This window comes from Lentzea nigeriaca (genome assembly GCF_016907955.1).
GTDB classification, from domain to species: Bacteria; Actinomycetota; Actinomycetes; order Mycobacteriales; family Pseudonocardiaceae; genus Lentzea; species Lentzea nigeriaca.
In genome coordinates this window covers 60,363-74,360 of record NZ_JAFBCX010000024.1, presented here as the reverse complement: position 1 = coordinate 74,360, position 13,998 = coordinate 60,363, and the positions used below count along the sequence as shown (strand labels likewise).

Sequence of the window (13,998 nt, the reverse complement as noted above, 5' to 3'; positions counted from 1 at the left end):
GTGTGCTCAACATCGACACGATCGAGGAGAGCACATGACGCGGTGGCATCCACTGGCGTTGGTCATCGGTTTATTGGCGGCGGTCGGCCTCTACGGGTCGACCGCCGCTTCCGCGGCAGATCAGCTCACTGTTGCGCAGGCGATCAGCAAGCAGGGCGGGGGGTCGGCCACCGTTCGCGGGTATGTCGTCGGTCAGCCCACGGCCACGAACACGGTCGTCCGTTCGAATTACCCGAGCGACTACGCGCTCGCACTGGCCGACTCGGCGTCCCAGACCAGCACGTCGGACATGATCTACGTGCAGATCCCGACCGCGTTCCGCGCGTCCTGGGGCCTTCGCACCAACCCGTCGTTGCTGGGCAAGCAGATCGACGTGACGGGCACGCTGAGCGCGTATTTCTCGCACCCCGGCCTGACGTCGTCCACGGCGTTCGCGTTCGTCAGCACAACACCGCCGCCCACCACGACAGTGCCTCCGGCCTGCACCGGCTACTACGCGGCGGCCTGCAACAAGACCGGCACGGCGTTGAAGTCGGCGTTGAACACCATCATCGGCAACCAGCGCAAGCTCAGCTACGAGCAGGTCTGGGACGCGCTGAAGAACACCGACCAGGACCCGAACAACACCTCGAACGTGATCCTGTTGTACAGCGGCATGTCGCGCGCGAAGTCGTTGAGCGGCGGCACGAGCGCCAGCTGGAACCGCGAGCACGTCTGGGCGAAGTCGCACGGTGACTTCGGCACCGCCACCGGTCCCGGCACCGACCTACACCACCTGCGGCCGGAGGACGTGGACGTCAACGCCACCCGCGGCAACCTGGACTTCGACGAGGGCGGCTCACCCGTCCCCGAGGCATCCGGCAGTTTCGTCGACAGCGACTCGTTCGAGCCGCGTGACGCCGTGAAGGGCGACGTCGCGCGCATGATCTTCTACATGGCCGTGCGCTACGAAGGCACCGACGGCTTCGCGAACCTGGAGCTCAACAACTCGGTGTCCAACGGCACCGCGCCGTACATGGGCAAGCTCTCGGTCCTGAAGCAGTGGAACGACGACGACCCGCCGGACGCGTTCGAGCAGCGGCGCAACCAGGTGATCTACGACAGCTACCAGCAGAACCGCAACCCGTTCATCGATCACCCGGAGTGGGTCGCGGCTATCTGGCCGTGAGTCGTTCGAGGAAGGGGCGTTGCGCGGAGACGATCTTCGCGCTCGCCTCTTCCACGGTGAACCACTGGACGCGGTCGACCTCGGGGAAGGTCTTCTTCTGCCCCGACTTCGGCGGCCACTCCATCTCGAACGTGCCCGGCGTGACCGTCTCCGGATCGAGGTCGCCCTCCAGCGCCCACACCGTGATGACCTTGCCGGAGCCCTTGGCCTCGCCGAGCGGGATCAGCTCACCCTGCGGTACGGCGAGCCCGAGCTCCTCCGCGAACTCGCGGCGTGCGGCGGCCTCGGGTTCCTCCTCCTCGGTGTACTCGCCCTTCGGCACGGACCACGCGCCGGCGTCCTTGCGAGCCCAGAACGGGCCGCCCATGTGCCCGAGAAGCACCTCCAGCTGCTCGTTTCGCCTGAAGAGCAGGATTCCCGCCGACCGTCTCATGTTGCCCAGTATCTATTCTGGCCAGTATCTATTCTGGCCAGCATGACGGACTGGGTCCTCCACGTGGACCTCGACCAGTTCATCGCGGCGGTGGAGGTCCTCCGCGACCCGTCGTTGCGCGGCAAGCCCGTGGTGGTGGGTGGCAACGGCGACCCGACGGAGCGCGCCGTCGTGGCCACGGCGTCCTACGAGGCACGGGAGTTCGGCGTGCACTCCGGGATGCCGCTGCGGACCGCGTTCAAGAAGCTGCCGGACGCCGTGTTCCTGCCTGCCGACCACGGTTTGTACGAGGCGGCGTCGGCGGACGTGATGGCCGTGCTGCGGTCGTTCCCGGTCGTCGTCGAGGTGATGGGCTGGGACGAGGCGTTCGTCGGGGCGTCCGTCGACGACCCGTTCGAGCTGGCCAGGTCGCTGCAGGCCGCCGTGCTCGAGTCGACGGGACTGCACTGCTCGGTCGGCATCGGCGACAACAAGCTGCGTGCCAAGCTCGCGACCGACTTCGGCAAGCCCGCCGGCGTGTTCCAGCTGACCCGCGCGAACTGGGTCGAGGTGATGGGCCACCGGCCGACATCCGCGCTGTGGGGCATCGGCGCGAAGACCGAGCGCAAACTGGCCGAACTGGGCTTCTCGACGGTGACCGAGCTGGCGTCGGCGTCCCCCGAGGCGCTGGCCACGCGGTTCGGCCCGCGGATGGGTCCGTACTTCCGGACCCTCGCGCTCGGGGCAGGCGACACCGTCGTGAGCGCGACGCCGTGGGTCGTGAAGTCCCGCAGCCACGAGAAGACCTACCAGCAGGACCTCACCTCCTTGGAGGACATCCGCCGCGAGGTCGTGGCGCTGGCCCATCGGGTGGCGCTGGACGTGGTCGCGGAGGGACGGCCCGTCGTGCGCGTGGGCGTGAAGGTGCGCTTCGTGCCGTTCTTCACGAAGGTGCGCCTGATGAAGCTCCCGGCACCGACGTCGTCCGCCGACGACCTGGCCGAGGCCGCGCTGACCGTGCTCGACCGCTTCGAACACGGCCGCGCCGTACGTCTTTTGGGGGTACGCGCGGAATTCTCTGCCGATGACGTCGAACCGAAGCCTTCTTCTTCGACGTATCAGTAAGTAGAAGCTTTACCGCTAGGAGAAGAAGATGACCGTCTCATCGCTGACACACCGCGACCGCGCGGTTCTCAGAGCCGTTGCCGACGGCCGCTGCGAGATCGCCGGAAGCTCACTGCTCGTCGACGGCCTGTGCTGCGCCGACCAGTTCGTCGGACTGCGCCTGACCTCGGCAGGCCTGATCAGCACCCGGCCAGGCCCGGCAGCCCTCACCACGGCCGGCTACGAGGTCCTCGCCGCCGCTTGATTCACATTCTGGGGTTCTTGCGGAAGATTGACATCAGGTACTTGTTCGCGAGCCGATAACCGCCTTCCGCGGTTCGGAACGGTTCGGTCGCGACCCTGATCTTCTCCGCGACACTTTCTTCACCGTCGCTCTCGATGAGTCGTTGGTAGCCGCCTGTGCTCAGGAAGGCGCGCAACATCGTGTCCTCGTCGGGATGTTCCTGGGGAATGTCGATCGTGAGTTCCTCGTGCGGCTCCGGCATCTCCGGGCGCCGGCGGCCGCTGCGTCCCCGCACGGCCCACCCGACGGTGAGGATGTCGCTGGGGTGCTCCGGATGCCAGTCGCACACGACCACGTAGTCCCTGCTGACCCTGGTCGCCTCCGCGAACGCGGCCTCGGGGTCAGGCGCGAAGAACAGCGAGTTGAACGCCGTCACGACGTCGAACGTGCCGTCGTGCCAAGGCAACGGCCCCAGGGCGCGCACGTGGAACTCGGCCGTGGGCGCGGCCTGTCGGGCGAGTTCGATCATCTTGTTCGACGCGTCGATACCCGTCGCTCTCGCGCCCGCTTCCGTTGCCAGGGCGCAGAACTCGCCGCTGCCACAGGCCAGGTCGAGCACCGTGGTGCCGGTTCCGATGTGCGTGCGTTCGATGGCGGTTTTCCACGCGGGCATGGACATCTTCGCGCCGAGGGCGGCGCGTTGTGCGGCACGGCGGCCCCACAGCTCGCCCTCCTGCGTGGCATCGGTCATGGATCGACCCTAGCCGGGTGATCCGCCGGCGCGCCCGCGGAAATCCGCTGGCCGGTCCACGGATCATGGTGGGCATGGGTGCCTTGTCGCGGGTGTTGCGGTCGTTGGGCGGCGAAGAGGTGCTGGAGCGGCTCGCGCGGCTGCCCGGCAGCGACCTCACCACCGTGCTGCTCGCCCTGACGCGGCGGCGGGCCGCCACGTTGACGGGGCCGGACGTGTTGCGGCAGTACCGTTCCGACCGTTTCGTGGCGCCGGCGTCGGTGCCGTTCTCCGTGCTGCGCGCTGCCGAGGACCGCCTGCTGGCCGCGTTGCCGCCGTCGTTCTCCGTGCTGGGCCTCGCTCCCGTGGCGCCGTTGGGAACCTGTTCGGCCGTGGCGGAGATGGACCAGAACAACGTGCTGTCGACCGTTCGCGGCACCGAGGTGGCGGCCGACCCGACCAACGCGCTGGCGCTGGAAGCCGCGGTCCGGCGGCAGGCGGACCCGTCAGACGTGCGGCTCGCGACGGTACAACGCGTGGTGCGGGCGCAACTGTTCGAGGGCGCCGGTCGTTTCGCGCACTTCACGTTGTTCGCCGCGGTGTCCGCCGGTCGTGACCGCGGGTCGCTCGCCTTTGAGCGGCAACACTTTCACGAACACCTGGAGTTCCTGCGTGAGGCGTGCGGGGACGTAGAGGTCCGTGTGACGGTGCTGGATCCCCGGTTCGAGGTGGTGCGCGGTGCCCTGCCCGCGGACCCGTCTCGGCGCACCGGGTACTACAAGGGCTTGTGCTACAAGGTTTTCCTCGACGGCGTGGAGATCGGCGACGGCGGGTTCGTCGACTGGACGCAGACCCTGCTGGGCAACCGGAAGGAGCGGCTGCTGATCACCGGGATCGGTGTCGACAGGCTCGCCACGCTCTGATTCCATGTGATGCCAACAGGTTCACGTGTGCCGTGTCCTTGAAATGGCCCCTTTCTGTCCACTCCGAGGCGCACCTCTGGCGGTGTCGGGAGTTCGCTTCGCCGCCATATTCTGAGCTGTGGCCTCGTCGGGTTGGAGGCGTTCCCTCCGCCGCTCTCCCGGGGTGCACGCGGGTGGGCCGGGCCGAGGACGGTGGGTTCGGTCGGGGACCCCGTGCGATGGGAGCGACGATGGCGGCAGAGCTCAAGTGGATCCGAAGTTCCTACAGCAGCGGTGACAGCGGAACGTGTGTCGAGTTCGCCATCGACCCCAAGGGCTGTGTCCTGGTTCGCGATGCCAAGGATCGGTCAGGTCCATGGCTCGCTTTCTCCTCCTCCGCGTGGTCCGGTTTCGTTGTGCTGGCGTCCTCCTTCTAGGTGCCCACGCCACCTGGAATTTCGACACGATTGGGCGAACCTGTCGAGGCCCTCTCAAGTTTGGCTCCGGGCGGCCGTTCTTGCATCTGGCATGCCGCCATCTGGCGGCATGAGTCATGCCATTTAAGGACGTGCACATTGCTTGTACCCGAAACGCTCGTTTTCAACTTGCCATGTGGCAGAATGGTGGCACGCAGGTGTGTCCTGCGAGAGGTAGAGGGGACGCTGCGCCTTGGCAGGTAAGGAAAGCCCCGTCGCACAGCGACGGCGACTGTTGGGTGAGTTGAAGCAGGCTCGTGAACGCCTGGGGCTCTCCCAAGGTTCCGTCGCGGAGGCGCTCGACTGGTCCCAGTCGAAGGTTCTGCGAATAGAGCAGGGCAAGAGTGGCATATCGGTGACCGATCTGAGAGCTCTGCTCCTTCACTACGGGATCACCGAACTGGGCAAGGTGTCCGAGCTGGTCGACATGGCACGCGCTGCCAAACGGCCTGAGTGGATGGCGAAGTACCGGGGCCTGGTCAAGGAGTTCGCCGAGTTCCTCGAGCTCGAGTCGGTGGCGGTCCGCTGCCGATACGTCCAGACGTCGCTGATTCCCGGCATGTTGCAGACCCGCCGCTATGCGACAGCGATCATGACGGGCGGTGGCGAAGATCTGGAGGAGGTGCGGCGTGGCGTCGACATGCGCATGCACCGCCAGGACCTGCTGGGCCCCGCCGCTCCGGACATGTACTTCATCATCGACGAATCGGCGCTGTACCGGATGGTCGGCGGTACCGACGTGATGCGCGAACAGCTCCTGCGGGTCAAGGAGCTGGCCACGGCCGACCGGATGTCCATCCAGATCGTGCCGTTCAGCGCCGGCCTGCACCCGGCCATGAAAGGTTCCTTCGCGATCATCGAGATCAGCGAGGAAGACGACAGCCGCACGCTGTTCCTGGAAGAGCTGTACCGCCCGTCGCAGCTCAGGGACGACCCGGAAGTGGTGCGCGAGTACCTGAACTACTTCTTCCAGCTCGAGAAGTTCGCCCTGCCCGCCATCGAGACGCCGCACGTCATCGACGAGCGGCTCAAACACCTAGGAGGCTGACCAGTGTGAGCCGGGCGGGTGCCTGCGCCACAGACACCCGTCCGGTGGCAACGCCGCAAACCCACACCCACAGCGCAAAGTGAGGCGAGTGAACAACGCCGTCGTCAGCCTATGACGTTCGACCAGTTCTGACTGCCGCCATCAGGGCCCTTCCGGGGATTGGCCTCGCCTCACCGATCCAGAGTGATCGGTGACCCGCAGGTCACCCCGCCGTTAGGAGCCCGTCATGAGCACCAGACGACCAACCTCGTTCCCCCGCTGGATCGCCGCGTCGCGGGGGAGTTGCCATGAACGGTCTCTTCATTAGCTACAGCCACAGCGACGGTGGTCCTGCCGCCTCCGCGCTGGTGGACGGCTTGCGATCGCGGGGATTCGACGTCTGGTGGGACGGTGACCTGCTGGGCGTCAGGCCGTTGTCGATTCCGTCGTGGATGGAAGAGGGCTTCCGCGACCGCACCGTGCTCGTGGTCGTCTCGCCGGACTACCTGAAAGCGCTGGAGTCCAACGACTTCGTCGAGCGCAAGGGCATCAGGTACGAGGCGAGGCTGTTGCGGCACAAGCTCTACCACCACAGCGAGGCCTACCGGTGCGACGTCGTGCCGGTGGTGCCGCCGGGGTTCGACAAGAACCGGTTGCCGGCGGTGCTGCAGTCGCTGGTGATTCCCACCTTCGACCCCGACACCGGAGCCGGGCTCGAGGTGCTGACGAGGGCGCTCACGAGCGCAGGGGGTGTGGAAGGTGGTGTGACGACGATGAGCGTGGAACCCTCCACCGCGTCGCCGAAGGTCCGGGAAATGCTGCGGGACCTGGAAGATCTCGATCCCGCGGAGCCCGCGGCACACGAGCTGGTGCGGCGGCTGGCCGAGATCGGCGAGGGCGACATCGAGATCGCCAGGTCGTTCGACTCGGTCGTCGGAGCCGCCAAGGCGCACGGCGACGTGGATCTGGTGCGGCGTATCTCGGAGATGTGCCTGCGGACGTTGTCCGCGACCGAACGCCTGCGTGGGGAAGGGGCGCTGGAGGCGAAGATCCTCGTCGAGGGGCAGGCGTGGTACCTGTTGCGCGAGCACCGCTTGGTGCGGGCCGCTGCCGCAGCGGAGGACGGCACGAAGATCGCGGAGAAGTATCGCGACCTCTACACGGCGGCGCGCGGAACCCTTTGTCACGCAACGGTGTTCCTGCGCATGGCCGCCGACGGTGTGCCGTTCGATCGTGACTTCTACCTGCGCAAGAGCGAACTCCTGCTGCTACAGGCGATCGAGCGGTTCTGCACGATCTCCGGCCGTGCGAGCGAGGAGGCGGGGATGTGCGCCACGCTGAGCGCGGAGTGGTGGCTCGCGCGGTTCCAGCTGACCGGCGACCGCACCGCTCTCGCCGTCGCGGTGAAGAAGGCGCGGACCGCCGAGGTCCTGCTGACGCCCGGCGGGGAGTGGTACTCCTGGCTGATGGTGTTGCGGGCACGCCTGTGTCACGCCGCTCGCAAGTACAACGACGGCAAGGAACTCGTCACGGGCGTCATCGAGGCCGATGCATACCCGGAGGTGGTGGCCCGGTCGTACCAGGTCCGTGCCGAACTCTCGCTGGGCAGCCGCGACAAGGCGAGCGCCGTCCGCGATCTCCTGGTGGCCGAGGAGAAGTTCCGCGATCTGGGCTACGACTACGCCGCGGCCACCTGCTGGTGGTCGATCGCCAGGCTCGACCCGGCGAGGATCACCGACGTCAGGCTCACCGCCGCCGACATCGACGTGCTCGAGGACCTGACGCCGGACCCACGGACCCGGCGCCGGGCGGTGATCGAGTACGAGCGGGCGAGCGCGCGGCGGTTCGGGCGCCGGATCTCGCCGGACTGGCGCTTCCTGGTGGACCGCGTGCGGTACGCCTGAGTCATCGCTCGGCGTAGCGCTGGGCGAGTTCCTGCTCGCGGTCGGTGGGCCACGGACAGCGGATCTCGCCTTGGGTGGCCGCGAAGAACAGTTCCAGGTGCACGTGCCAGGCGGCGAGGGCTTCCGGGCCGTGGGCGTCTTCCTGGACCAGCGTGACCGTGGTGCCCTGCAGTGGCACCTGCTCGAACTCCCAGCGCACCACGCCCTTCGGGTGGCCGTCCTGGAGCCACTCGAACTCCAGCAGGCGCGGGGCGTCGGACCGCGTGATCCTGCCCGGCGTGAGGCCGGGATGCGCGGCGCGGGGCGGGACCGCGTCCTCGGTGCCCTCGGTGAGGAGCTGCCAGACCTCGTCCAGGGGCTTCCACACCAGGTCGCGGACGAAGTGCACGCCGTCCGGCCGATCGGTGCCCTCGTCGAGGCCGAACTTCGCGATGTAGTGCTCGATGCGCGGCAGCCAGTCCGTCGGTGGCTCGAACTTCGTGCCGTCGGCGTGGGCGACCAGGGCGTCGAGGCAGGTGGTCCAGCCGGGAGCGTCGCGGCCGATGGACAGCTTGTTCGTGACCACGGCGGTGAAGACCAGCAGGCAGCCGTCCTCGCGCGGCAGGATCTCGAAGCGCAGCACGTCGTTCAGCCAGCGGAACGCGAAGACCTTCGGCGGATCGGACTCGAGCAGTTCGCCTTCGCCGCCGTCGGCGTCGACGGGGGCCGTGTCCGGGAACGTGAAGCGCATCTTGCGGCCGTCGATCTCCACCTCCGCCGGGAACCAGTGCTTCATCTCGGCCGGTTCCGTGACCACCCGCCAGACCTTCTCCGGCGAGTGCCGCAGCCTGCGTTCGAAGCGCAGGACGGGCTTGCCCTCGATCATCCGCAGTTCGGCGTCCACGTGTCAGTCCCCTTCGATCTCGTCGAGTCGCCGTTCGAGCGCGTCCAGGCTCTTCTCCCACATCCGGCGGTAGGGCGCGAGCCAGGCGTCGACCTCGGCGAGCGGGCCGGGGGAGAGCCGGTACCAGCGCCGTTGGGCGTCGGTGCGCACCTCGACCAGACCGGCCTCGCGCAGCACCTTGAGGTGCTTCGAGACGGTCGGCTGGGTGAGCGTCAGCTTCTCGACGAGATCACCGACCGGCCGCTCGCGTTCCCGTAGCAGGTCGAGGATCTCCCGGCGGCTCCGATCGGCCAGCACGGCGAAGGTAGATGCCATATCGGCAATATAGCTCGATCGGCATATAAGCGCGAGTTCAGCTCGTGAGCCGGATGGCCACCTCCGTCGTCCACCTGGCTGGGTCCGGCTCCACCGCGGGGTCGGTGAAGAAGGTCTCCAGCCGGGCGCCCCAGCTCGACGGCGCTCAGCCCTTCCGGACGGCCCTCGTGGAGTTCCACCGCGTACCGGCCGCCGGGGAGCGTGGACGTGAACACCTCACCGTGGCCTTGACCGCGGCGTAGGGCTGGTCTGCACGTGTCTCGATGTCCATGCCGACCACGCTGGCCACGGGCACCGACAGAAAATCCGCGTCCCGCTGGAGGCAGCGCCGATTAACGTGCAGTTCATGCACCGCACCCTCTCCGTGGCCAGCTCACCGGTGCGCGACCTGCTCGCGCTGACCTCCCGTCCCGAGGTGATTTCCTTCGCAGGTGGACTTCCCGCCCCCGAACTGTTCGACCTCGACGGTCTGCGCGCCGCCTACGACCTCGCCCTGCGGGACCGTTCGGTGCTGCAATACGCGCCCACGGAGGGCAATCCGGCTCTGCGTGCGCTCGTTGCCGACCGGTTGACCGGCCGCGGGCTGCCCACTTCGGACGTCCTGATCACCACGGGTTCGCAGCAGGCGCTGACCCTGGTGGCCACCGCGCTGCTGGAGCCCGGCGCCGTCGTGGCGGTGGAGGAGCCGACATACCTGGCCGCGCTGCAGTGTTTCCAGATGGCGGGAGCCCGGATCGTGCCCGTCGCGAGTGACGACGAGGGCCTGGATCCCGCCGCGCTGCGATCCGTTGTGGAGTCCGAACGGCCGGCGATGGTCTACCTGGTGCCGACGTTCGCGAACCCGACCGGCCGGACGCTGTCGGCCTCACGTCGCGCGGAGATCGCCGAGCTGGCCGCGGAACACGACTTCTGGGTCGTCGAGGACGATCCCTACGGGGAGCTGCGGTACCGGGGCTCCGCCGTGGCACCGCTCGCATCCATCAGCGATCGAACCGTCTACCTGGGCAGCTTCTCGAAGATCGGCGCGCCGGGGATGCGGCTCGGGTGGCTGCGCGCACCGGCGGACCTGCTGCGGACGCTGGTGATCGTGAAGCAGGCGGCTGACCTGCACACGTCCACAGTGGACCAGGCCGCCGCCGCGGCTTACCTGACGCACAACGACCTCAACGCGCACGTTGCCAGGTTGTGCGTCGAATACGGGGCACGGCGCGATGCGATGATCGCGGCACTCCCCGCCACGGTTCCTGACGGCACGACGTGGAGCGATCCGGACGGTGGCATGTTCGTGTGGCTGCGGTTGCCGGGCGACGTCGACAGCGCCGTGTTGCTGAAGGAGGCGCTGCGCCACGACGTCGCGTTCGTGCCCGGCGCTCCGTTCTACGCGACCACGCCGGACCGCGCGACGTTCCGGATGTCCTTCACCGCCAACACTCCTGAGGAGATCGCGGAAGGCATGGCACGCCTCGCGAAGGTGCTGCGGTGACCCTGCTGGGCGACGAGAACGAGGCCCGCCCGTCCCGGCTCGAGTGTCGTCGTCGCTCGCGCCCGGTGGTCGGCTGGTGGCGAACTTCGACGTCGCCGGCGTGCGCCGCGCCGACGGCACCCCGTTCGGGCGCACACTGACGAAAGCCTTGCGGGACGCGGGATTCACCTACGACAACCGTAAGCGCCGCATCGGCGACTTCGGGGCTGACGACAGGGCCGGCCCCAACTACACGGGCCGGCCCGCCGTCCACATTTCCTACGAGTTCGAGCCGACCCAGGGGCCGACGCCGGCCACGCGGTCGACCTTGATGCGCGTGACGAAGCCGGGTGGCGGGTTGTCGAACGGCGGGAACTTCACGTCAGGGCCGAGGTAGGTGTGTGCGAGGCGCTGGAGCAGTTCCGGCGCCCCGCCTTCGGTGATGCGGGCGGTGCCGTAGACGACGAGGTACTCCTGCAGGCCCATCTCGTTGATCTTGGGTGTCTCGAGGGAGAGCACCACGCGACCGTCGTTGCGGATGTTGCGGATCTTCTGGTGCTGCACCAGGTGCCCGGAGACGATCTCGTCGCCGTCGAGTCCCACCCAGACGATGGTCACGTGGGGCGAGCCGTCTTTGCCGAGCGTCACGATGTGGGCGAGCGCGTTGGATTCCAGCACTGCCCTGGCGGAGTCGGGAAGCATGCCGGTGACGCTACGCCGGTTCGCCGAGTTCAGCCTGGTCTTCGCAGACCCAGGAAACGGCGGGTCTGGTTGCGGGCCGCGGGGGCCTGGAGTGTGTGAGCCATGAAGACGTTTCTGATCACGGGTGGCGGTAGCGGCATCGGCCTGGCGACGGCGCGGGTGCTGGTAGAGGAGGGCGCGCGGGTCGTCGTGACCGGGCGTTCCGAGGAGCGGTTGGCGGCGGCGCGCGAGGAGCTCGGCGTCGAGACGGTGGTCGCGGACGTGTCTAAGCTGTCCGACGTCGAGGCGTTGATGGACCGGGTCGGTGAGATCGACGGTCTGTTCGCGAACGCCGGGATCGGGGTGTTCACCGAGTTCGAGAAGGTCACCGAGGAGGACGTGGACCGGGTGCTCGCCACGAACTTCAAGGGCGTGTACTTCACGGTGCAGCGGGCGCGGTTGAAGCCCGGCGCGTCGGTGGTGATCAACGCGTCGTGGACGGTCCATCGGGGGCTTGTCGGCGCGTCGCTCTACACGGCCAGCAAGGCGGCGGTGCACAGCCTGGCGCGCACGCTCGGGGCGGAGATGCCGGGAGTCCGGGTCAACACGGTCAGCCCTGGGTTCATCGCGACGGACATGTTCAAGGACAACGTCGTCGACGACGAGCCGTACCGGCGGCAAGTGGTCATGGGGCGGTTGGGCGAGCCGGAGGACGTGGCGCACGTCGTGTCGTTCCTGCTGTCGGACCGCGCGGGGTACGTGACGGGGCAGGACTTCGTCGTGGACGGCGGACTGGTCGGGGCGATCCCGGCATGATAGGGGCCGTGAACGAGTTGGGGGAGTTCCTGAAGGCTCGGCGTGCGGCACTGGACCCTCCCGAGCGGGCCACGCGGCGGCGCGTGCCAGGACTGCGGCGCGAGGAACTGGCGCAGCTGGCAGGGATCAGCGTCGACTACTACACGCGCATGGAGCAGGGGCGCGCCTCCAACGCGTCCGACTCGATCCTGGACGCGTTGGCGCAGGCGCTCGGCCTGGACGCGGCCGAGCGCACGCATCTCTACCGGCTGGCGCGGCCCACTCGGGTGCAAGCGCCGTCGGAGGAGGTGCGGCCCGCGTTGCGCTGGTTGCTCGACGCGCTGCACGGCGTGCCCGCGATGGTCCTCGGGCGCCGGCTCGACGTGCTGGCGTGGAACCCGCTCGCCGCGGCGCTCGTCACGGACTTCCGCGAGCAGCCGAACATGGTGCGGTACATGTTCACCGACCCGGCCGCACAGGAGCTGTTCGTCGGCTGGACGGACTGCGCGCGGGAGAACGTCGGCTACCTGCGCGCGGACTACGGCGTGCACCCCGACGACCCGGCGCTGCTCGCGCTGGTCGAGGAGATGTGCGAAGTGTCGCCGCTGTTCCGCGCGCTGTGGGCGGAGCACCCGGTGCGCGACCGGCAGCCGATGTTCAAGCGCATGAACCACCCGCAGCTCGGACCGCTGGAACTGGCCGCGGAGCCGCTGACCTCGGATGCGGGACAGGTGCTGGTGACCTACGTGGCGGCGCCTGGCAGCCCGTCCCAGGACGCGTTGCGGTTGCTGGCTTCGCTCGCCGTCACGTGAACAGTTCCAGCGCGTCCTGGTGGTACTCGCACCGGCCGCCGCCGGTCGCGATCGTGCAGGGCGTGCCCTTCTTCGTGACGGCACCGCACTGCAACGCCGGGTCGTGCACGTGACACAGTCCGCTCGGCCCTGCGGTGATCGGGCACGGCGTGCCCTTCTTCGTGGGCGCGCCACACGGTTCGCCGGTCAGCTCGCGTGGTTGCTTCGGCTTGGCCTTCTTCGGTTTTGCCTGGGGCTGCGTGATTTCCCGCCCCGTCACCTCCTCCACTCCGCGCACGGCCAGCCTGTCCGCGCGCTCGTTCTCCGGGTGGCCCGCATGGCCCTTGACCCAGTGCCACTCCACCTCGTGCCTGCCGGCGGCTTCTTCCAGGCGGCGCCACAGGTCGGCGTTCTTGACCGGCTCACGTGCCTTCGTGAGCCAGCCGTTCGCCTTCCACCCGTGCACCCATGAGGTGATGCCGTTGCGGACGTACGTGCTGTCCGTGTAGAGCCTCACGGTGGATGGTCGCGTGAGGCTCTCCAACGCCACGATGGGCGCCATCAGTTCCATGCGGTTGTTCGTCGTCGGGCCGATGTCACCGCCGTACATGTCCTTCTCGTGCTCGCCGTAGCGCAACACGGCACCCCAGCCGCCCGGACCGGGATTGGGGCTGCACGCACCGTCGGTGTAGATCTCGACCTCCATGCGGCATGAGGTTACCGACGGGGTCCGACACTCTTCCGCAGGCGGTTGTTGGCGATGATGTGGCGGAACATTTCGACCAGCGCCGGCGCGTTGATCGGCTGGTCGCGGTACACGGAGATCATGCGCGCGGTCTTGTTGCCATGGCCGCTCGTGATGATGTTCTGCGGGTCCGGCACGATCGCCTTGTCGTAGAGCATCACGTTCACGTGGTCCTTGGTGCCGAGCAACGCGCAGATGTTGCCGTCCAGCACGAAGTACGGCCGGTTGGTGAACTTGATCGTCTCCTCGACGCCGGGGTCGGCCTCGTGGACGAGCCGGCGGACCTCGCGGCAGATCTCCTGCTGCCACTCGGGAAGTCCGGCGATGTAGTCGTCAACGCGCGCGTCGGTGTCCATAGC

17 protein-coding genes and 1 pseudogene are annotated in these 13,998 nt (G+C 68.1%); 11 read left to right on the top strand and 7 right to left on the bottom strand.

Annotated elements, in window-relative coordinates:
- Nucleotides 1–34 precede the first annotated feature (34 nt).
- Nucleotides 35–1,168 (top strand): endonuclease, encoded by a 1,134-nt coding sequence (locus JOD27_RS47340; RefSeq protein ID WP_204767867.1) that lies wholly within the window; start codon nt 35–37, stop codon nt 1,166–1,168.
- Here JOD27_RS47340 and JOD27_RS41480 read toward each other — a convergent pair.
- Nucleotides 1,155–1,601, bottom strand: a complete 447-nt coding sequence (locus tag JOD27_RS41480; protein ID WP_204767866.1) for an NUDIX hydrolase — start codon at nt 1,599–1,601, stop codon at nt 1,155–1,157. The genes JOD27_RS47340 and JOD27_RS41480 overlap by 14 nt on opposite strands.
- Before the next feature lie 42 nt (nt 1,602–1,643).
- Here JOD27_RS41480 and JOD27_RS41475 point away from each other — a divergent pair, with 42 nt between their 5' ends.
- A complete protein-coding gene (locus JOD27_RS41475; RefSeq protein WP_204767865.1) occupies nt 1,644–2,705 on the top strand; it encodes a DNA polymerase IV in 1,062 nt (353 codons plus the stop codon).
- A 28-nt stretch (nt 2,706–2,733) separates the two neighbouring features.
- A complete protein-coding gene (locus tag JOD27_RS41470; RefSeq protein ID WP_204767864.1) occupies nt 2,734–2,949 on the top strand; it encodes a hypothetical protein in 216 nt (71 codons plus the stop codon).
- A gap of 1 nt (nt 2,950) precedes the next feature.
- On the opposite strand, the gene JOD27_RS41465 is transcribed toward JOD27_RS41470, so the two are convergent.
- Nucleotides 2,951–3,679, bottom strand: a complete 729-nt coding sequence (locus JOD27_RS41465) for a class I SAM-dependent methyltransferase (RefSeq protein ID WP_204767863.1) — start codon at nt 3,677–3,679, stop codon at nt 2,951–2,953.
- Nucleotides 3,680–3,696: 17 nt separating this feature from the next.
- On the opposite strand from JOD27_RS41465, the gene JOD27_RS41460 reads away from it, so the two are divergent.
- The 4 genes from JOD27_RS41460 (at nt 3,697) to JOD27_RS41445 (ending at nt 7,967) form a co-directional block, all read left to right on the top strand.
- Nucleotides 3,697–4,581, top strand: a complete 885-nt coding sequence (locus JOD27_RS41460; protein ID WP_204767862.1) for a hypothetical protein — start codon at nt 3,697–3,699, stop codon at nt 4,579–4,581.
- 218 nt (nt 4,582–4,799) lie between these two features.
- Nucleotides 4,800–4,997, top strand: coding sequence for a DUF397 domain-containing protein (locus tag JOD27_RS41455; protein ID WP_204767861.1), 198 nt, complete (start codon nt 4,800–4,802; stop codon nt 4,995–4,997).
- Between the two features lie 232 nt (nt 4,998–5,229).
- On the top strand, nt 5,230–6,084 hold the full coding sequence (locus JOD27_RS41450; protein ID WP_307830624.1) for a helix-turn-helix domain-containing protein: 855 nt from the start codon (nt 5,230–5,232) through the stop codon (nt 6,082–6,084).
- Between the two features lie 287 nt (nt 6,085–6,371).
- Nucleotides 6,372–7,967 (top strand): toll/interleukin-1 receptor domain-containing protein, encoded by a 1,596-nt coding sequence (locus JOD27_RS41445; RefSeq protein WP_204767859.1) that lies wholly within the window; start codon nt 6,372–6,374, stop codon nt 7,965–7,967.
- 1 nt (nt 7,968) lies between these two features.
- On the opposite strand, the gene JOD27_RS41440 is transcribed toward JOD27_RS41445, so the two are convergent.
- Entirely contained in the window at nt 7,969–8,850 is an 882-nt protein-coding gene (locus JOD27_RS41440; protein WP_307830623.1) for an SRPBCC domain-containing protein, read from the bottom strand.
- Between the two features lie 3 nt (nt 8,851–8,853).
- Nucleotides 8,854–9,165 carry an ArsR/SmtB family transcription factor gene (locus tag JOD27_RS41435; RefSeq protein WP_204767858.1) on the bottom strand — a complete coding sequence of 104 codons (312 nt, stop codon included), beginning with the start codon at nt 9,163–9,165 and terminating at the stop codon, nt 8,854–8,856.
- Between the two features lie 53 nt (nt 9,166–9,218).
- Here JOD27_RS41435 and JOD27_RS41430 point away from each other — a divergent pair, with 53 nt between their 5' ends.
- Both JOD27_RS41430 and JOD27_RS41425 read left to right on the top strand, forming a co-directional pair.
- Complete coding sequence (locus JOD27_RS41430; RefSeq protein ID WP_204767857.1) at nt 9,219–9,407, top strand: hypothetical protein; 189 nt, start codon at nt 9,219–9,221, stop codon at nt 9,405–9,407.
- Between the two features lie 104 nt (nt 9,408–9,511).
- Nucleotides 9,512–10,648 carry an aminotransferase-like domain-containing protein gene (locus JOD27_RS41425; RefSeq protein WP_204767856.1) on the top strand — a complete coding sequence of 379 codons (1,137 nt, stop codon included), beginning with the start codon at nt 9,512–9,514 and terminating at the stop codon, nt 10,646–10,648.
- A 258-nt stretch (nt 10,649–10,906) separates the two neighbouring features.
- Here the strand turns inward: JOD27_RS41425 and JOD27_RS41420 are convergent, their stop codons facing one another.
- The gene (locus JOD27_RS41420) at nt 10,907–11,329 is read right to left on the bottom strand and encodes a PPOX class F420-dependent oxidoreductase (RefSeq protein WP_204767855.1); all 423 of its coding nucleotides are present in this window, start codon (nt 11,327–11,329) and stop codon (nt 10,907–10,909) included.
- A 102-nt stretch (nt 11,330–11,431) separates the two neighbouring features.
- Here JOD27_RS41420 and JOD27_RS41415 point away from each other — a divergent pair, with 102 nt between their 5' ends.
- Together JOD27_RS41415 and JOD27_RS41410 are read left to right on the top strand one after the other, a co-directional pair.
- On the top strand, nt 11,432–12,124 hold the full coding sequence (locus JOD27_RS41415; RefSeq protein ID WP_204767854.1) for an SDR family NAD(P)-dependent oxidoreductase: 693 nt from the start codon (nt 11,432–11,434) through the stop codon (nt 12,122–12,124).
- A gap of 8 nt (nt 12,125–12,132) precedes the next feature.
- On the top strand, nt 12,133–12,915 hold the full coding sequence (locus tag JOD27_RS41410) for a helix-turn-helix transcriptional regulator (protein WP_307830622.1): 783 nt from the start codon (nt 12,133–12,135) through the stop codon (nt 12,913–12,915).
- Nucleotides 12,916–13,162: 247 nt separating this feature from the next.
- On the opposite strand, the pseudogene rnhA reads toward JOD27_RS41410, so the two are convergent.
- Together rnhA and JOD27_RS41400 are read right to left on the bottom strand one after the other, a co-directional pair.
- Nucleotides 13,163–13,600: pseudogene (gene rnhA / locus JOD27_RS41405) on the bottom strand (ribonuclease HI); the annotation flags it as partial.
- A gap of 11 nt (nt 13,601–13,611) precedes the next feature.
- The gene (locus JOD27_RS41400; protein ID WP_204767852.1) at nt 13,612–13,995 is read right to left on the bottom strand and encodes a DUF1801 domain-containing protein; all 384 of its coding nucleotides are present in this window, start codon (nt 13,993–13,995) and stop codon (nt 13,612–13,614) included.
- Between the last annotated feature and the right edge of the window lie 3 nt (nt 13,996–13,998).